Genomic DNA, 18,659 nt, shown 5'->3' on the forward strand with positions numbered 1-18,659 from the left:
CAGCACAGGAGGAGACCCACCATGACCCAGTCTGCCCATGTCGACCGCTTCGTCATCGACAACCTGCCACCGCCGGAGCTGTGGCCGGAGTTGTGCTTCACCCGGCCGGAGCTGCAGTTTCCGCCGCGGCTCAATGCCGCGGTGCGCCTGCTCGACGATGCCGTGGCCGAAGGCCATGGCGAGCGCACCGCCATCATCGGCAAGGATGGCAGCTGGACCTACGCCCAGCTGCAGGCGCAGGTCAACCGGCTGGCGCGGCTGCTGTGCGAGGACATGGGCCTGCAGCCGGGCAACCGCGTGCTGCTGCGCGGCGCCAATTCGCCGATGTTCGCCGCGCTGTGGCTGGCGGTGTGGAAGGCCGGCGGCGTAGCGGTGGGCACCATGCCCTTGCTGCGCGCCAAGGAGCTGAAGCAGATCCTGCAGCTGGCGCAGATCAGCCATGCGCTGTGCGACGCGCAGCTGGCCGAGGAGCTGCTGCTGGCGCAGCAGGACTGCCCGGCGCTGCAGCAGGTGCAGCTGTACGGCAGCGCCGGCTTCGAGCGCCTGCTGGCCGCCAAGCCGGACGACTTCACCGCGGTGGATACCGCCGCCAGCGACCCGGCACTGATCGCCTTCACCTCCGGCACCACCGGCGTGCCCAAGGGCTGCATCCACTTCCACCGCGACGTGATGGTGATGTGCGAACTGGTGCCGCGCCACTTCCTGCAGCCGCAGGCCGGCGATGTGTTCATCGGCACCCCGCCGCTGGCCTTCACCTTCGGCCTGGGCGCGCTGCTGTGCTTCCCGCTGTACAGCCGAGCCAGCACCGTGCTGCTGGAGCGGCTGCCGGCCGAGGAGCTGGCGCAGGCCATTGCCCGCCACCGCGCCACCATCTGCGCCACCTCGCCCACCGCCTACCGGCAGATGACACCGTTGGCCGCACGCTACGACCTGTCCAGCCTGCAGAAATGCCTGTCCGCCGGCGAGGCGCTGGCCACCGCCACCCGCGAACACTGGCATGCCGCCACCGGCATCCAGATCCACGATGGCATCGGCGGTACCGAGATGATCCACATCTACATCGCCTCGCGCCCCGAGCAGTACCGGCCGGGCGCCATCGGCAAGCCGCTGCCGGGCTTCGAAGCCATGCTGGTGGACGACGACATGCGCCCGGTGCCGGTGGGCAGCGAGGGCAAGCTGGCGATCAAGGGACCGACCGGCTGCCGCTACCTGGCCGACGAGCGGCAGCAGAAATATGTGCGCCAGGGCTGGAACATCACCGGTGACACCTTCCATCAGGATGCGGACGGCTATTTCTACTACCACGCGCGGGTGGACGACATCATCGTCACTTCCGGCTACAACGTGGCCGGGCCGGAGGTGGAATCGGTGCTGCTGGAGCACCCGGCGGTGGCCGAGTGCGCGGTGATAGGAATACCGGATGCCGATCGCGGGCAGATCCTGAAGGCTTTCGTGGTGCTGGCCACCGGCCACGCCGCCAGCGATGGCCTGGTGAAGGAGTTGCAGGATTTCGTGAAGCAGCAGGCGGCGCCGTACAAGTACCCGCGCGCGGTGAGTTTCGTGGCGGCGCTGCCGCGCACCGAAACCGGCAAGCTGCAGCGTTTCAAGCTGCAGCAGCTGCCCTGAGCCGCCAGCCGGGCTGGCTTACGCCGGAGGAGCCCCCTCTTCCGGCGCCATCACGCCACCTTGTGCCAGGTGGCTTTTCAGTTTGCCCAGCAGGGCGGACAGGCTGTCCAGCTCGGCGGGCTCCAGTCCGCCGAACAGCGACATCACCCAGCGCTCGTGTTCCGCCGCCATGGCGGCGAACTCCTGGCGCCCTTTCGCCGTCAGGCTCACCAGGTAGGCGCGGCGGTCGTCCGGGGCGTCAACACGGGCGATCAGCCCCTCTTCCACCAGCCGGTCCACCAGGCCGGTGACATTGCCGCCGGTCACCATCATGCGCTGCGACAGCTCGCGCATGCGCAGACCCTCCGGGTAGCGCTGCAGCTGCGCCATCAGGTCGAAGCGCGGCAAGGTGGTGTCGAACTGCAGCCGCAGCATGGTGCGCAGCTGCGATTCCACCAGATTGTGACAGGCCAGCAGCTTCAGCCAGGCGCGCAGCGCTTCGTGCGAACCGGCAGGCAGGTCGCGGGCAGGTGGCGAATCCGGGGAGGGCGTGGAGGACATGGGTTCTGGCATGACGTTGGCTCGGAATGCCGCAAATTCTAATCCATTGTTCAAGCCGGCGGCACGACTTGTAACAGGGCGGCACCTTGGCCGCAAAAACAAAAAGAGGCTGGCCGCGGCCAACCTCTCCGTTGCTGCGACGCCTTATTTTTTCATCAGCTTGGCAAACGCCGCCGCCATGGCGCCGCCGCCCTGCTCCTGCTGCGCCTGCTGCCGCGGCTTGCCACCACCGCGCGGCTCGCTGCGGCCGGCGCCGCTGCGGCTGCTGGTACCCGGCTCGTCGTCCAGGCGCATGGTCAGCGCGATGCGCTTGCGCGGCACGTCCACCTCCAGCACCTTCACCTTCACCACCTGGCCGGCCTTCACCACCGTGCGCGGGTCGTCCACGTACTTGGTGGACAGCGCCGAGATATGCACCAGGCCGTCCTGGTGCACGCCGATATCGACGAAGGCGCCGAAGTTGGCCACGTTGGTCACCACGCCTTCCAGCACCATGCCCGGCTGCAGGTCCTTGATGTCCTCCACGCCGTCCTGGAAGGTGGCGGTTTCGAACGCCGGGCGCGGGTCGCGGCCGGGTTTTTCCAGTTCCTTGAGGATGTCGATCACCGTGGGCAGGCCGAAGCGCTCGTCGGTGTAGTCGGTGGCGCGCACGCTCTTGATGAAGCTGATGTCACCGATGATGTCCTTCACCGCGCGGCCGGTCTTGCCGACGATGCCTTCCACCACCGGGTAGGCTTCCGGGTGCACCGAGGAGGCATCCAGCGGGTTGGCTCCGCCCATGATGCGCAGGAAGCCGGCCGCCTGCTCGAAGGTCTTGTCGCCCAGGCGGCTGACTTTCAGCAGCTCGCGGCGGCTCTTGAAGGCGCCGTTGGCGTCGCGGTGGGCCACGATGTTGGCCGCAAGCGTGCTGTTGAGGCCGGAGACGCGGGTGAGCAGCGGCACCGAGGCCATGTTCACGTCCACACCCACCGCGTTCACGCAGTCTTCCACCACCGCGTCCAGGCTGCGCGCCAGCTGGCTCTGGTTCACGTCGTGCTGGTACTGGCCGACGCCGATGGATTTCGGGTCGATCTTCACCAGCTCGGCCAGCGGGTCCTGCAGGCGGCGGGCGATGGACACCGCGCCGCGCAGGCTCACGTCCAGATCGGGGAATTCCTTCGCCGCCAGTTCGGAGGCGGAGTACACCGAGGCGCCCGCCTCGCTGACCACGATCTTGTTCATCGGCAGCTGCGGGAAGGCGCGGATCAGCTCCTGCGCCAGCTTGTCGGTTTCGCGGCTGGCGGTGCCGTTGCCGATGGCGATCAGCTCCACCTTGTGGCGGGTGCACAGCGCCGCCAGGGTGGCGATGGAGCGGTCCCAGTCGCGGCGCGGCTCATGCGGAAAGATGGTGGTGGTATCCAGCAGCTTGCCGGTGTTGTCCACCACCGCCACCTTCACGCCGGTGCGCAGGCCCGGGTCCAGGCCCAGGGTGGCGCGCGGGCCGGCCGGCGCGGCCAGCAGCAGGTCCTTGAGGTTGGCCGCAAACACCTTGATGGCTTCGGCGTCGGCAGCTTCCTTGATGCGCGACATCAGTTCCAGTTCCAGCGACAGGAATATCTTGGCACGCCAGGTCAGGCGCACGCCGTCCAGCAGCCACTTGTCGGCGGCACGACCGGCATCCTTGATGCCGAACTGTGCGGCCACCAGCTCCTCGTAGGCGGAGCGCTGCGTCAGCGGGGTATCGTCCGGCTGGTACTTCAACGCCAGGCTCAGCACGCCCTCGTTACGGCCGCGCAGCAGCGCCAGCGCGCGGTGCGACGGCGTGGTCTTCAGCAGCTCGCGGTGGGCAAAGTAGTCGGCAAACTTGGCGCCTTCCTGCTCCTTGCCGGCCACCACCGTGGCGGCCAGCTCGGCCTCACCCCACAGCTTGTCGCGCAGGCGGCCCAGCAGCACCGCATCCTCGGCAAAACGCTCGATGAGGATGGCGCGGGCACCATCCAGCGCCGCCTTGGTATCGGCCACGCCCTTGTCGGCATCCACGAAGCCTGCGGCCAACGTTTCCGGGTGCTGCGTCGGGTCGGCCAGCAGGCTGTCGGCCAGCGGCTCCAGCCCCGCTTCACGCGCAATCTGCGCCTTGGTACGGCGCTTGGGCTTGTACGGCAGGTACAGGTCTTCCAGCGTGGTCTTGTTGTCGGCGCCGTAAATGGCCGCTTCCAGCTGCGGTGTCAGCTTGTCCTGCTCGGCAATGCTCTTGAGGATGCTGTCGCGGCGGTCGTCCAGCTCGCGCAGGTACACCAGGCGCTCACCGAGCATGCGCAGCTGGGTGTCGTCCAGGCCGCCGGTGGCTTCCTTGCGGTAGCGGGCGATGAAGGGGATGGTGGCGCCCTCGTCGATCAGGGCAATGGTGGCGCTGACTTGCGCTTCGCGGACATTCAGTTCGGTAGCCAGGCGGCTGGCGATGCTCTTCAACATGCGGCGGGATTCTGTTCGAAAAACGGAAGCCGCTACTGTAACGGCATGCGCTGGAAAAGCAAGCCGCGCGGCGTGTAAAACACAAGGCCCGGCATGCGCCGGGCCTTGTGTCTGCAAGCATGCAGCGTATTACACCGCCACCGGGCGCAGCAGCCAGGCCTGCGCCTCCTCAGCCGTTTCGAAGTATTCGGCATGGCTATGGGTGAGCATGCTGGAAATATGAGATGCCAGGTTGATCCACACATCGTTGCGCACAATGGCGAAGCGGCCGAAGTCGTTCTCGTGCGCACGCATGAAGCGCACCTCCTCCATGGCCATGTCGAGGGTGAAATCCTTCATGCCGGACAGGTCCAGCAGCACATCCGGCTTGCCGTGCTCCCCGGCACGCTTGAGCAGAGCCTGTTCCAGCAGCTTGAAATCGCCGAGGGTGAACTCGTTGAACAGTGCTACATCCAGGCCATATTCCTGTTCGCGGATGGAAATCATGTCGGGCTCCTTTCTGGGTCTTGGCAACCTGCCCCCTTGTGAGCGGTGCCGGCTAAATTCACTCTGAATTCTAGCGGCGACTGGCCAGAATACCGCTGAGAATAATCAAACCCATGGCAAACAGTTCGCCCAGGCTCAGTACATGCTGCCACACCAGCACGCCGAACAGCGCAGAAAATACGACAGTCAGATAAGACAGATTGGCCACCAGCAGCTTGCGGCCAACCTTGTAGGCGCGGGTCATCGCCAGCTGCGCGATCATCGCGGTGATGCCCAGCCCGGCAATCCACGGCAGGTTGGCCGCCGTAAGCGGGTGCCAGGGCTGCCACAGCATCAGCAAGAGCCCGCCCAGGGTGGAAATCAGCGCGAAGTAGAACACCGTGCGCCATTCCGCCTCGCCGGCCTGCCCCAGCTCGCGCACGTGCAGGTAGGACCAGCCGGCGAGAAAGCCCGAGCCCAGCCCCACCAGCCCCGGCAGCAGGCCAACCCCTTGCAGCGTGGGCTTGAGCAGCAGCGCCACGCCGGCAAAACCCAGCGCCATGGCCAGCACCGCCGGCGGCGACAGCCGCTCGCGCAGCAGGATCACCGACAGCAGCGCCAGGAACAGCGGCGAGGTGTAGTTGAGGGTGACGGCGGTGGATAGCGGCAGATGGCTGATGCCGTAGAAGTAGCACAGCAGCGATACATAGCCCAGCACACCACGCTGCAGGTGGCGCGCCAGCAGGGGCGTGGCGAACGACTGCCGCCGCAGCAGCGCGCTGCCGCCCAGCAACAGCACGGCGAAGGCGGTGCGCCAGAACACCAGCTCCACCGTGCCCAGCGTGGCGGCGGCCAGCTTGACGAACACCCCCATCAGGCCGAAGTTTGCCGCGGCCAGCAGCATCCACCAGGCGCCGTTCACCGGCCGCCCCGGATCGCCAGCAGGCCGCAGGCCACGATCAGCGCCATGCCGATCAGCGCGGAAGCCGCCAGCGTCTGCCCCTGGAACAGCACGCCCAGCAGCGCGGAAAACACCACGGTGAGGTAGGACAGGCTGGACACCAGGTACTTGCGCCCTTCCTTGTAGGCGCGCGTCATCGCCAGCTGCCCGCCCAGGCCGAACAGGCCCACGGCAAGCAGCTGCAGCAGCGACGGCAGATCCGGCAGCGCGAAGCCGCCACGCAGCAGCACGATGGCCAGCCCGAACAGCGAAGCCAGCAGGAAGAACCAGAACACGATCACCGACGGCGCCTCGCCCAGCTCGCCCAGCTCGCGCACATGGAACACCGCCAGCCCGGCGCACAGGCCGGAACCCAGGCCGATCAGCCCCGGCAGCCACTGCCCGGCATCAAAGGTTGGCCGCAGGATGAAGCTGATGCCGGCCAGGCCCAGCAGCAGCGCCAGCAGTACCGGTGGTGACAGCCGCTCGCCGCGCAGCAGCACGAAGCACACCGCGAACGACAGCGAGGAGGTGTAGTTGAGGGTGACGGCGGTAGCCAGCGGCAGGTGCGTCAGCGCATAGAACAGCATGGCCATCGACAGATAGCCCATCATGCTGCGCTTGGCATGCGCGCCCAGGTGCGGGGTAAGCAGCTGGCGGGGGTTGCGCAGCATGCCGGGCAGCAACAGCAGGAAGCCGACCAGGGTGCGGTAGAACAGCACCTCGAAGGAATCGAAATGGCCGCCCAGCCGGGCGGCGAAGAAGCTCATCAGGGCAAAGAAAACGGCGGCGACCACCATCCAGCCGGAACCCAGCCGGGCAAACCATTGCTGCATGCTTACGCCCCCTTGCCGCGCGCCACGCTGGCGCCCAGGCACAAGGCGGCAAAGGCCTTGCGGTAGCGGTGGAACTCGGAGGCGTTGGCCGCACAGTCGGCATACAGCGCGCTGCGGCCATCCTGCTGCACCACCCGCAGGTGGCTGCGCAGTATCCACAGCCCGTTCAGCACGTACTCGCCCTCGCGGTATTCCAGCACCAGGCGCCCGGTCTTGCGCTGCAGTTCTGCCTTGCCGGCGGCCTCGCGGTTGCCCTGCGGCTTGCGGTAGCCATCGGCCAGCCGCGCCATCGGCTCCCGGCCCTGCAAGCGCTCGCGCCACAGCCGCACGGCCACGCCGCTGCGCTCGCGGTCTTCCGCCAGCGGTGGCAGCACGCGGATGCCGCCCTGGCTGTCGGGGCGTACCTTCCAGCCGGCGGGCAGCTCGAAGCTGACGCCCAGTGCGGGGTTTCGGTAAGGCACCGCCTGGGCGGCGGCGGCAAGCAGCAAACTAAGGAACAGCAGGCGGTGGGGGCGCATGGGTGGGCTGTCGGCAACAAGATAAGGCGCGCTGATCCGCGCTTCAGACGAAACGCCCTTCGCCACGCGAAAGGCGTGCAGCAAGAAATACGGCGCGGAAATCCGCGCCGTCGTCATTGTGCCGCACAATACAGTGTCTTAGCCAGCCAGATGTTCGCCCATCAGGCGGCGGTAGAACTCGTGGAAGTGCTGCATGCCGTCCTCGGTGGGCGACTGGTAGGGGCCGACCTCGCTCTCGCCGCGCAGCCACAACGCCTTGCGGCCATCGTGCATGCGCTGGCAGATCTCGTCGTCCTCCACCGCGGTTTCGAAGTAGGCTGCCTGCTCGGCCTCGACGAAATCCGGCTCGAACCACAGGATGTCTTCCGGGTAGTAGAACTCGGTGATCACCGTGCACTGCTCCGGCCCCTTGGGCACCACCACGCTTACCACCAGTACGTGCGGGTACCACTCCACCATGATGTTGGGGTAGTAGGTGAGCCAGATGGCGCCGAATTCCGGCTGCTGGTCGGCGTAGCGCTTGAGCACTTCCTCGTGCCACTTGCCGTACACCTTGCTGCCGGAGCGCGCCAGCTTGTTCTTCACCCCCACGGTCTGCACGTGGTACTGGTCGCCCCATTCCCACTTCAGGTCGCCGCAGTTGACGAAGTTGCCAAGGCCCGGGTGGAACGGGTCCACATGGTAGTCCTCGGAATACACCTCAATGAAAGTCTTCCAGTTGAAGTTGTATTCGGTGGTGAAGGACTTGTGGTAGCCGTAGCCTTCAAAGTTCATGTGCCTGGCCACGCCCAGCCTGGCCAGGTCGGCGGCCACATCGCGGCGGGCGTCGAACAGCAGGCCGTTCCAGCGGGTGAGCGCGGTCTGGTTCAGGTTCAGGCACGGTGTTTCCGGGAAGTGCGGCGCGCCCTGCAGCTTGCCGCCCGCATCGTAGGTCCAGCCGTGCAGATTGCACACGATGTGGTTGCCGTTGCCGCGCCCCTGGTAGATCAGGGCCTGGCGGTGGCGGCAGACATTGGAGATCAGCTTGATGTCGCCATCGACATTCTTGAGCATCTTGCCGTGGCCCATCCAGTCCAGCGTCTGGTAGTCGCCGGCGTTCGGCACCATCAGTTCGTGGCCATAGTACTGCGGGGCATCGGCAAACAGGATCTTCTGTTCCAGCTGGTAATAAGCCGGGTCGAAGTAGGTAAAGATGGGCAACTGCGCAGCAGAAGCCGTGAGCAACTGGGACGAAGCCAGATCAGACATTATTCCCACACCTCCGTGGTAGAAGATATAAGACCAGCCGAATCTCGCTCTTAACGAGTTTACGGAGAGCTATAAAAAACAAAAACCTGTCGATACCGGGGCTTGGAAGCTATTCCCCCCGGAATCGAGGCCGGGATTTTGGGCCAAATCCCCCCCTGGGGCAAGCGTTTTTTGCCGCGGTTTTTTGTGCCAAGTCAATGGATTGACCCCGGAAATACCCCTACACCCCGACATTTTAAATTTAGCCCAAAAAAACCGTTTCCATTCATGACCTTGTGTTTTTTCGCCGTCACAATCCGCCTTTTGCAGCACCCTGACGGCAGCAGGGACTCCCCCTATGGTGCAATGCACCACAAACGGCGATAATGCGCGTTCCCGCAAGGCAGCCTGCCTGCTCTGGCGCCGCGCGCGGCAAGAACAACAACACGCAACAACGGCACAGACTCTTTATCTGAAAGTCTTCGCTACGGATCCGACATGATCACCCACACCCTCGTCATCAACTGCGGCAGCTCGTCGCTGAAATTCGCGCTGATTGATACCCGCACCCAGGCCACCACGCTGAGCGGCCTGGCGGAACGGCTCGGCCTGGCCGATGCCGGCATCAGCTTCAAGCAGGACGGCCGCAAGGTGGAGCTGTCGCTGGCGCAGGGCGACCACGCCGGCGCCATGCGCGCCATCCTCGCCTACCTGAACGAGCGCGAGCTGACCGCCAGTGTCAGCGCCATTGGCCACCGCGTGGTGCACGGCGGCGAGACCTTCAAGCAATCCACCCTGATCGACGCCGGCGTGATCGCCGCCATCGAGCGCTGTGCGCGGCTGGCGCCGCTGCACAACCCGGCGCACCTGCTGGGCATCCGCACCGCCATGCAGTGCTTCCCCGGCCTGCCGCAGGTGGCGGTGTTCGATACCGCCTTCCACCAGAGCATGCCGCAGCACGCCTACCTGTACGCGGTGCCGATGCGGCTGTACCGTGAGCACGGCGTGCGCCGCTACGGCTTTCACGGCACCAGCCACCGCTATGTCAGCGCCGAGGCGGCGCGCATGCTGGGCAAACCCCTGGCCGACACCGCGCTGGTCAGCGCCCACCTGGGCAACGGCGCCTCGGTGGCGGCGGTGCTGGGCGGGCGCAGCGTGGACACCAGCATGGGCCTGACCCCGCTGGAAGGCCTGGTGATGGGCACCCGCTCCGGCGACATCGACCCCGGTGTGTTCGGCTACCTGGCCACCGAGCTGGACACCGACATCCAGGGCGTCACCAATATCCTCAACCAGCAGTCCGGCCTACTGGGCCTGTCCGAATTGTCCAGCGACTGCCGCGAGCTGGAGCAGGCCGCCGCCGACGGCCATACCGGTGCCATCGTCGCGCTGGAAGTGTTCTGCTACCGCCTGGCCAAGCAGATCGCCGCCATGACCGTGGCGCTGGGCCGGCTGGATGCGCTGGTATTCACCGGCGGCATCGGCGAGAACTCGCCGCTGATCCGCGGCAAGGTGATCCGCCAGCTGGGTTTGCTCGGCCTGCAGCTGGACGCTGCGGCCAACGATGCCGCCTGTCGCGGCCAGTCCGGCCGCATCAGCCGCGCCGACGGCACCGCCGCGCTGGTGGTAAACACCAATGAAGAGCTGATGATCGCGCTGGATACCGCCGCCCTTACCGGGCAGCAAGGAGCGTAAGCCATGCAGACCTTCCTGATCGCCCCGGTCGGCTTTGACGCCGGCCTCACCTCGGTATCGCTGGGCCTGCTGCGCGCACTGGAGCGCGACGGACTGAAAGTGGGCTTCGTGAAGCCCATCGCCCAGGGTGGCGAAGGCGCCGAGCCGGAACGCTCCAGCCACTTCGCCCGCGAGCTGTGTCACCTCAACGCGCCGACGCCGATCAGCATGGAGCGCGCCGAACACCTGCTGAGCCAGGGCCAGCTCGACCAGCTGCTGGAAGAAGTGGTAAGCCTGTACCAGCAGGCTGCGGCCAACGTGGACGTGGTAATCGTCGAGGGCCTGGTGCAGGACCAGCAACACGTGTTCAGCACCTATATCAACAGCAAGATCGCACGCACCCTGCAGTGCGAGGTGCTGCTGGTGGGTGCCGGCGGTGCGCTGCCCAGCCACGAGCTGGCGGAAAAGCTGGAAATCGCCATGCAGGCCTTCAATGGCGGCAGCAACCGCATCGCCGGTTACATCCTCAACCGTCTGCCGGCCGGGCAGGATGCCAGAACGTTGGCCGCAGAGATCGCCGCCAGCAGCCACCTGCTGCAGACGCGGCGCATCCCCTGCCTGGGCGGCATTCCGCTGGAGCCGGAGCTGATGGCGCCGCGCACGCTGGACGTGGCCAACTACCTGAAGGCGCGCCTGCTGCACGCCGGCCAGATCACCCGCCGCCGCGTGCTAAGCATGTCGGTGATGGCGCGCTCGGTGCCGCACATCGTGCACCTGCTCAAGCCCGGCGCACTGGTGATTGCCCCCGGCGACCGCGAAGACGTGATCCTGGCCACCGCCATGGCGGCGATGAACGGCGTGCCGCTGGCCGGCCTGCTGCTGACCTGCGGCGCGGAGCCGGACCCGCGCGTGGCGCAGCTGTGCCACAAGGCGTTCACCAGCGGCATGCCGGTGCTGTCCATCGACACCAACACCCTGGACACCACCACGCTGATCGCGGCGATGAACCGCCAGGTGCCATCCGACGACCTGGAACGCATGGAACGGGTGGTGGATTTCGTTGCCGAGCACCTGAACACCGCCGTGCTGCAGCAGCGCATCGGCGACAGCCACGAGAAACGCCTGTCGCCGCCGGCCTTCCGCTACCAGCTGATGGAAAAGGCGCGCCGCGCCGCCAAGCGCATCGTGCTGCCGGAAGGCAACGAGCCGCGCACGGTGCAGGCCGCCGCCATCTGCCACGAGAAAGGCATTGCCCGCTGCGTGCTGATCGGCGACCGCGAGGAAATCACCCACGTGGCCGAGGCGCAGGGCATCGTGCTGCCGGCCGGGGTGGAGATCGTCGACCCCAACGAGGTACGCGGCCGCTACGTGGCACCGATGGTGGAGCTGCGCAAGAGCAAGGGCCTGAACGCGCCGATGGCCGAACAGCAGCTGGAAGACAACGTGGTGCTGGGCACCATGATGCTGGCGCTGAACGAGGTGGACGGCCTGGTATCCGGCGCGGTGCACACCACCGCCAACACCATCCGCCCTGCCCTGCAGCTGATCAAGGCGGCGCCCGGCGCCAGGCTGGTCTCCAGCGTGTTCTTCATGCTGATGCCGGACCAGGTGCTGGTCTACGGCGACTGTGCGGTGAACCCGGATCCGAGCGCGGAGGAGCTGGCCGACATCGCCATCCAGAGCGCGGACTCCGCCGCCGCCTTCGGCATTCCGCCGCGGGTGGCGATGATCTCCTACTCCACCGGCGCCTCCGGCAGTGGCGACGACGTGGAAAAGGTGCGCGAGGCCACCCGCATCGCCCGCACCAAGCGCCCCGAACTGCTGATCGACGGCCCGATGCAGTACGACGCCGCCAGCGTGGAATCGGTGGGCCGGCAGAAGGCGCCGGACAGCCCGGTAGCCGGCCGCGCCAATGTGTTCGTGTTCCCGGACCTGAACACCGGCAACACCACCTACAAGGCGGTGCAGCGCTCCGCCGGCGTGGTGTCGGTGGGGCCGATGCTGCAGGGGCTGAAGAAGCCGGTGAACGACCTGTCGCGCGGCGCGCTGGTGGACGACATCGTCTACACCATCGCCCTCACCGCCATTCAGGCCGAGCAGCTGCCGGCGGAGTAACACCGGCGCCCGGACGCCAACGGCGCAGCCGGGAACGTGGGCAGCCCCTCCACACGCAACAAGGCCCCCGCTCTGCGGGGGCCTTGTCTCATGCGGCCAACCTTGCTGCTTTTCGGCAGCCACACTCCCCGGATGTGCTGCGCTTATCCGGGTTACGGTGCCATCTACTTCCCCGGATGCGCCTGCGGCGCATCCGGGCTAGCAAGCTAGGAACCGCCGAGGTTGAACTCCACGCCCGGCACTTTTTCCGGCTGCCCGGTCTGCTGGATTTCCCGGCTGGCCGCCTGTGCCGCACTGCGCAGCGGCTCCGGCAGCGAACCCCACAGATCGATGATGGCCGCCGCCAGCAATTGCCCGCCCAGGCATTCGCTGCTGGCATCCAGCACCTGAGCCAGCGCCTGCAGCTGCAAGGCCTGCTCTGCCGCCAGCGGCAGCTTCTGCATGCGCACCGATGAACTCTTCAGATCGCAGCAGGCCAGGCCGTGCTCGCGGTTCGTCAACAGCTCGCCAACCTGCTTGTCCAGCATCTGCCCCATGATCCCTCTCCTTTGCTGACCGTGTGTCACCAGCATAGGCCAGCGTGGCGGCAATGCCAGTTGGTGCGTGGTGCACTGCGCAATACAAACAATTGTCTGCATGCAAAAAATCCGTTACGAACCAGCTGCTTGCCGAATTCAAACAATTGTTTTAGCCTGTGCGCACGGGTCAAACACTCGTTCGAAAAGAAAAGCCAGTGCAGCCCGCCAGAGGCATTGCCGGCACAACACGAGGAAACTACATGTCTCTCAACGCCATCATCGAGTGGTTCATTCCGGACAGCATCCGCCAGGATGCCGACGGGCTGATCCGCGCGCGCACCGTGGTCAGCGTCGGCCTGCTGGCCGGGGTCATCGCACCGCTGTTCGCCATCTCCTATTTCAAGCTGCACCACCCGGCCATGGGCACCGGCATCGTGGTGGGCGGCATGGCCATGCTGCTGGGCGCACTGCTGCTCAAGCTCAGCGGTGCGCTGCGCGTGGTGGCGCAGTTCATCGTGCTGGTGATGTACCTGATGGTGTGCTGGATGGTGTATGTGAACGGCGGCATCATGTCCACCAGCATCATGTGGTTCGCCTCGGTGCCGTTTGCCGCCATCTTCGTCAGCGGCCGCACTTCCGGCATTGTGTGGACGCTGCTGACTTTCAGCATGATCGCAGTGATGTTCCTGCTGTCCGCCGCCGGCGACATCCCGCCCACGCCGATCGCCCACGAGGAGTTGCCCATCCTGCAGGCCAAGTCGCTGATCGGCCTCACCCTGGTGGTGCTGAGCCTGGCGCTGGCCTACGACCGCGCCAAGTCGCGCAGCTTCGCCCGGCTGGAGCAGGCGCGCGAAGCCGCCGAACACGCCACCCGCGCCATGAAGGAGATGATGGAACAGGTCACCCGCTCCATCAGCGCCGCCTCCAGCGAAAGCCGCGACATTGCCGGCAGCACGCAGATGATCGCCCGCACCATGAGCACGCAGCGCCACCGCGCCGAAGGCATGGTGGTGATCGCGCAGCAGATGGCGGTGGTCACCAGCCAGAACGCCGCGCAGTCGCACAGCGCCACCAGCATGGCGCACAACGCCGGCTCTGCGGCCAACGATGGCGGCGCGGCAATGGACCAGGCGGTGGGCCAGCTGAACCAGGCCGGCGAAGTGATCGCCCACGCGGTGCAGCGCATGGAAGAACTGGAACAGCGCAGCGCCGAGGTGAACGGCATCGTGCAGCTGATCCGCGACATTGCCGACCAGACCAACCTGCTGGCGCTGAACGCCGCCATCGAGGCCGCCCGTGCCGGCGAAATGGGCCGCGGCTTTGCCGTGGTGGCCGACGAGGTGCGCAAGCTGGCCGAGCGCACCCAGCACGCCACGCTGGATATCGAACAGAAAATCGGCCTGATCGTCAGCGGCACCCACCAGGCCATCGACGCCATCCGCAACGGCAATGATCAGGTGCACGCCGGCCGCCAGCACGCGCTGGATGCGCAGCAGCGCCTGGCCGGCATCATCCGCGACACCCACGCGCTGGCACAGCTGCTGGGCGAGGTGTCGCAGGCAGAGGAATGCCAGAACCAGGGTTTTGCGCAGTTTGCCGGCGACATCGGCGCGGTGGGCGATGCCAGCCGCACGCTGTCCGGCGAGACGGAAACCATTGCCAGCGCCACCGAGCGGCTGGACAAGCTGATGGCCGAGCTGGGCGACAATGTGCAGCAATTCCGCCTGGCCACCGCCTGAGAAGGTTGGCCGCAAAGCAAAACCGCCTGCCGCTATGCCGGTCAGGCGGTTTTTTTTGCATCCAGCCTTCAGCCCTTAGCCGAAGGCCAACTCCAGCACCCCGGCCACCGCCGAGTCGGCATGGTGGCCGATGGCACGCGCCTGCGGCACCTGCCCGCTCAAGCGCGGGCTGGCATTGGCCATGCGGTGCGGGTACCCCACCAGCTGCAGCATTTCCACATCGTTCTGCGCATCGCCGAACGCCGCGCAGTCCTGCGCTGCAACGCCCAGCTGCGCCAGCAACAGCGACAAGGCGCTGCCCTTGCTCACTCCCGCCGCCATCACCTCCAGGTAGCAATCCTGCGAGTACACCAGCGCCAGCTGGCCTTCGAAGCGGTGCAGGATGTCCTGCTCGATGGCCGCCAGCCGTTCCGGCGCCGCATGGTAGATGATCTTGGCGACATTGCTGCCGTGGTAATCCACCAGGCTGTCCACCTGCTGCGCCTTGCCGGCATAAGCCAGCAGCGGCCCGTGGTAGCGGCAGGCCAGGCGGTGCTCGTCCAGGTACAGCGCCATCTCGGCATCGCCGGCCAGCACCGGCTGCACCAGCTTGTTCACCAGCGCCGGCGCCAGGTTGGCCGCATACAGTTCGCGGTCGTCGTGGGCATGCACGCGGGCGCCATTGGAGCTGATCACGCTGATGGACAGATCCTGCCCCGCAGCCAGGATGTTGCGCACATCGCGGTGGTGGCGGCCGGTGGCGACGATCAGCTGGCAGCCGGCGGCGGCAGCGCGGCGCAGTGCCTGCCAGCTGCGGGCGTTGACGCGGGAATCGGCATCCAGCAGGGTGCCGTCCAGATCGGTGGCAATGGCGCGAAACATGGTGATCTCCTGGTAACAGACCCAGCAATTGTGCACCTTCATGCACAAACACGCAAACAATCATGCAAAAACGTGCTGCAAATCTGGCAATAAATTGACCTGCCACGCCCGATGCTGCACGATTGCGCAAACTTTACCGGCCAAACACGCATGAACAGCGACAACACCCTGCTCCGCCCCGGCAATACCAGCCTGCCCAGCGAACGCCAGCATTACATCCGCCAGCTGCTGCTGCAGGACGGCCGCGTGCTGGCCACCGAGCTGGCGCAGGCGCTGGGCGTGTCGGAAGACTCTATCCGCCGCGATCTGCGCGAACTGGCCGCCAGCGGCGCCTGCAAGCGGGTGTACGGCGGCGCGGTGGCGATGACGCCCAACACCGGCAGCTTCAGCGAGCGCAGCCGCGAGCATGTGGCCAGCAAGGTGCGACTGGCGGCGGCGGCGGTACAGCTGCTGCAGCCGGGGCAGTTCGTGTTCCTGGATTCCGGCACCACCAACCTGGAAATCGCCCGCGCGCTGCCGGACATGGCACTGAGCATCGCCACCAACTCCATCCCCATCGCCGCCACCCTGCTCGGCCGCCAGCAGTTCGAAGTCACCCTGGTGGGCGGGCGCATGGATCACCGCATCGGCGGCACCATCGGCACCGCCGCCGCGCTGGAGGTGCAGGCGATGCGGCCGGACATCTGCTTTCTGGGCACCTGCTCGGTGGACATCGAGCTGGGCATCGGCACCACCATCGCCGAGGAAGCCGCGTTCAAGCGCCTGCTGGTGCGCCAGTGCAGCCAGATTGTGCTGGCGGTCACCAACCAGAAGCTGGGCACCGCCTCGCCGTTCGCGGTGACGCCGCTTGCCGAGGTGAGCCGGCTGGTGATCGAAGCCGACGCCGAGCCGCACAAGGTGGCGCAGCTGCAGGGCAGCGGCGTGCCGCTGCTGTTCGCCGCACGCGGCTGATACCCGCCAAACGAAAACGGCGCACAGTTCTCACTGTGCGCCGTCTTGTTTGCGGCCAACGTTGGCCGCATGAATCATGCGTGGCTTACACCCGCTCGCCCCACAGGTCGTGCTCGCTGGAATCCACGATCTCGACCTCGACGAAATCGCCCGGCTGCAGCTGGGCGCCATCCTCGATGAACACCAGGCCGTCGATTTCCGGCGCATCGGCGTAGCTGCGGCAGATGGCGGTGCCGTCTTCGTCAACCTCGTCCACCAGCACGGTGCAGCGGCTGCCGATACGGGCGGCCAGGCGTGCGGCGGAGATTTCCGCCTGCACCGCCATGAAGCGCTCCTTGCGGTCTTCCTTCACCTCTTCCGGCACCGGCTCGGCCAGCTCGTTGGCCGCGGCGCCTTCCACCGGCGAGTAGGTGAAACAGCCGACGCGATCCAGCTGCGCTTCGCGGATGAAGCTCAGCAGCTCCTCGAAGTCTTCTTCGGTTTCGCCCGGGAAGCCGACGATGAAGGTGGAGCGGATCACCAGCTGCGGGCAGATCTCGCGCCATTTCTTGATGCGGCCCAGCACGTTCTCGCTGTTGGCCGGGCGCTTCATCAGCTTGAGGATCTTCTGGCTGGCGTGCTGGAACGGGATATCCAGGTACGGCAGGATCTTGCCCTGCGCCATCAGCGGAATGATTTCGTCCACGCTCGGGTACGGGTACACGTAGTGCAGGCGCACCCAGATGCCGTGCTTGCCCAGCTCCTCGCACAGCTCCAAGAGGCGGGTCTTGATCGGGCGGCCGTTGTAGAAGCCCAGCTTGTACTTGGCGTCCACGCCGTAGGCGGAGGTGTCCTGCGAGATGATCAGCAGCTCCTTCACGCCGGCTTTGGCCAGGTTGGCCGCTTCGGCCAGGATACTGTCGATCGGGCGGCTGTCCAGGTCGCCGCGCATGGACGGGATGATGCAGAAGGTACAGCGGTGGTTGCAGCCCTCGGAAATCTTCACGTAGGCGTAGTGCTTGGGCGTCAGGCGCACGCCGATGTCCGGCACCAGGTCCACGAACGGGTCGTGCGGCTTGGGCAGGTGGGTGTGCACGTGGTCCATCACCTCGTCGGTGGCGTGCGGGCCGGTGATGGCCAGCACCGAGGGGTGCGCGTCCTTCACCACGTCGCCCTTGGCACCCAGACAGCCGGTCACGATGACCTTGCCGTTCTCGTTCAGCGCCTCGCCGATGGCGTCCAGCGATTCCTGCACCGCGGCGTCGATGAAGCCACAGGTGTTCACCACCACCAGGTCGGCGCCGTCGTAGGTACCGGAAATTTCATAGCCCTCGGCGCGCAGGCGGGTGAGGATCTGTTCGGAATCGGAGGCGGCCTTGGGGCAGCCCAGGCTTACGAAACCGACTTTTGGTGCAAGTTGCGACATGTAAACGTCAACCCTGATAGATCATGAATACAGAAAGCCGGGCCCTGCAAGCAGGGTCCGGCTGTTCTAAGGTGCTGCGGATTATAGGAAAAACCGCGCCAGAAAAAAACTGGCTGCCGCTTATTTTTTCTCGTCGTCGTTGCTCGGCGGGTAGGCAGGGAAGCCGAAGCCGCTGAACATGGTGCGCGCCTGTTCCTGCATGCGGTTCTGCATGTCGAGGAACATATTGGTGCTCTGGTCCAGGTAGCTGGTCATCATGTTCTGCATCGCCGGGCCCTGGAAGTTCAGGAAGTCGGACCACAGCTTGGCGCCCAGCATCGGGTTGTCGCCGTACATGGTCTTGGCCTGCTCCTGCATGCGCTGCTGCAGTTGCGCGAACATCTGCAGGTTCTTCTCCAGGAACGGGCCCATCATGCCCTGCATGGCCTGGCCGTAGTAGCGGATGAACTGGGTCAGCACTTCGTAGCTGAACATCGGGGCGCCGCCGCTTTCCTCTTCCAGGATGATCTGCAGCAGCACACTGCGGGTGATGTCTTCATGGCTCTTGGCATCCAGCACCTGGATGTCCACGTTATCCAGTACCAGCTGCTTTACATCGCCCAGGGTGATGTAGGAACTGGTAGCCGTATCGTACAGACGACGGTTCGGATACTTCTTGATGACCCGCTTCTCAACACTCATGTATCACTCCCAGCATTATCGTTTTGTTGTGTGCTGCCACATTACCATATTTGCAACACACTAGAGTAAAACTCCTAGGCGCTGATGTTGCACTGCGCTAAGATCGCCCCGT

General features: G+C 65.9%; 16 protein-coding genes. 5 read left to right on the forward strand and 11 right to left on the reverse strand.

Annotated elements, in window-relative coordinates; all coding sequences use genetic code 11:
- Positions 1-21 precede the first annotated feature (21 nt).
- Positions 22-1,626, forward strand: coding sequence for an AMP-binding protein (locus PSELUDRAFT_RS17400; protein WP_088968029.1), 1,605 nt, complete (start codon positions 22-24; stop codon positions 1,624-1,626).
- Between the two features lie 18 nt (positions 1,627-1,644).
- On the opposite strand, the gene PSELUDRAFT_RS17405 is transcribed toward PSELUDRAFT_RS17400, so the two are convergent.
- The 7 genes from PSELUDRAFT_RS17405 to PSELUDRAFT_RS17435 form a co-directional block, all read right to left on the reverse strand.
- On the reverse strand, positions 1,645-2,178 hold the full coding sequence (locus PSELUDRAFT_RS17405; protein WP_088968030.1) for a MarR family winged helix-turn-helix transcriptional regulator: 534 nt from the start codon (positions 2,176-2,178) through the stop codon (positions 1,645-1,647).
- A 132-nt stretch (positions 2,179-2,310) separates the two neighbouring features.
- Positions 2,311-4,617, reverse strand: coding sequence for a Tex family protein (locus PSELUDRAFT_RS17410; RefSeq protein WP_088968031.1), 2,307 nt, complete (start codon positions 4,615-4,617; stop codon positions 2,311-2,313).
- A 129-nt stretch (positions 4,618-4,746) separates the two neighbouring features.
- Positions 4,747-5,103, reverse strand: coding sequence for an STAS/SEC14 domain-containing protein (locus tag PSELUDRAFT_RS17415; RefSeq protein ID WP_088968032.1), 357 nt, complete (start codon positions 5,101-5,103; stop codon positions 4,747-4,749).
- Positions 5,104-5,173: 70 nt separating this feature from the next.
- Positions 5,174-6,004 (reverse strand): DMT family transporter, encoded by an 831-nt coding sequence (locus PSELUDRAFT_RS17420; RefSeq protein ID WP_231895255.1) that lies wholly within the window; start codon positions 6,002-6,004, stop codon positions 5,174-5,176.
- On the reverse strand, positions 6,001-6,858 hold the full coding sequence (locus PSELUDRAFT_RS17425; RefSeq protein WP_088968034.1) for a DMT family transporter: 858 nt from the start codon (positions 6,856-6,858) through the stop codon (positions 6,001-6,003). Before PSELUDRAFT_RS17425 ends, PSELUDRAFT_RS17420 begins: the two co-directional genes overlap by 4 nt.
- Positions 6,859-6,860: 2 nt before the next feature.
- Positions 6,861-7,376, reverse strand: a complete 516-nt coding sequence (locus tag PSELUDRAFT_RS17430; protein WP_088968035.1) for a hypothetical protein — start codon at positions 7,374-7,376, stop codon at positions 6,861-6,863.
- Positions 7,377-7,514: 138 nt separating this feature from the next.
- Entirely contained in the window at positions 7,515-8,624 is a 1,110-nt protein-coding gene (locus PSELUDRAFT_RS17435) for an aromatic ring-hydroxylating dioxygenase subunit alpha (protein WP_088968036.1), read from the reverse strand.
- Between the two features lie 477 nt (positions 8,625-9,101).
- Here PSELUDRAFT_RS17435 and PSELUDRAFT_RS17440 point away from each other — a divergent pair, with 477 nt between their 5' ends.
- Together PSELUDRAFT_RS17440 and pta are read left to right on the forward strand one after the other, a co-directional pair.
- Entirely contained in the window at positions 9,102-10,298 is a 1,197-nt protein-coding gene (locus PSELUDRAFT_RS17440) for an acetate kinase (RefSeq protein ID WP_088968037.1), read from the forward strand.
- Between the two features lie 3 nt (positions 10,299-10,301).
- The gene (pta, locus tag PSELUDRAFT_RS17445) at positions 10,302-12,392 is read left to right on the forward strand and encodes a phosphate acetyltransferase (RefSeq protein WP_088968038.1); all 2,091 of its coding nucleotides are present in this window, start codon (positions 10,302-10,304) and stop codon (positions 12,390-12,392) included.
- 206 nt (positions 12,393-12,598) lie between these two features.
- Here pta and PSELUDRAFT_RS17450 read toward each other — a convergent pair whose 3' ends face one another.
- The gene (locus PSELUDRAFT_RS17450) at positions 12,599-12,928 is read right to left on the reverse strand and encodes a hypothetical protein (RefSeq protein ID WP_088968039.1); all 330 of its coding nucleotides are present in this window, start codon (positions 12,926-12,928) and stop codon (positions 12,599-12,601) included.
- A 242-nt stretch (positions 12,929-13,170) separates the two neighbouring features.
- Here PSELUDRAFT_RS17450 and PSELUDRAFT_RS20050 point away from each other — a divergent pair, with 242 nt between their 5' ends.
- Entirely contained in the window at positions 13,171-14,649 is a 1,479-nt protein-coding gene (locus PSELUDRAFT_RS20050) for a methyl-accepting chemotaxis protein (protein WP_088968040.1), read from the forward strand.
- A 75-nt stretch (positions 14,650-14,724) separates the two neighbouring features.
- Here PSELUDRAFT_RS20050 and PSELUDRAFT_RS17460 read toward each other — a convergent pair whose 3' ends face one another.
- Positions 14,725-15,510: a Cof-type HAD-IIB family hydrolase gene (locus tag PSELUDRAFT_RS17460; protein ID WP_088968559.1), complete on the reverse strand. Its 786-nt coding sequence runs from the start codon at positions 15,508-15,510 to the stop codon at positions 14,725-14,727.
- 150 nt (positions 15,511-15,660) lie between these two features.
- Between PSELUDRAFT_RS17460 and PSELUDRAFT_RS17465 the strand changes: the two genes are divergently transcribed.
- Positions 15,661-16,461: a DeoR/GlpR family DNA-binding transcription regulator gene (locus tag PSELUDRAFT_RS17465; protein WP_088968560.1), complete on the forward strand. Its 801-nt coding sequence runs from the start codon at positions 15,661-15,663 to the stop codon at positions 16,459-16,461.
- 85 nt (positions 16,462-16,546) lie between these two features.
- Here the strand turns inward: PSELUDRAFT_RS17465 and rimO are convergent, their stop codons facing one another.
- On the reverse strand, positions 16,547-17,866 hold the full coding sequence (gene rimO, locus PSELUDRAFT_RS17470) for a 30S ribosomal protein S12 methylthiotransferase RimO (RefSeq protein WP_088968041.1): 1,320 nt from the start codon (positions 17,864-17,866) through the stop codon (positions 16,547-16,549).
- Positions 17,867-17,986: 120 nt separating this feature from the next.
- Positions 17,987-18,547, reverse strand: coding sequence for a polyhydroxyalkanoate synthesis repressor PhaR (gene phaR, locus PSELUDRAFT_RS17475; protein ID WP_088968042.1), 561 nt, complete (start codon positions 18,545-18,547; stop codon positions 17,987-17,989).
- Between the last annotated feature and the right edge of the window lie 112 nt (positions 18,548-18,659).

The organism is Vogesella sp. LIG4 (genome assembly GCF_900090205.1).
GTDB lineage: Bacteria > Pseudomonadota > Gammaproteobacteria > Burkholderiales > Chromobacteriaceae > Vogesella.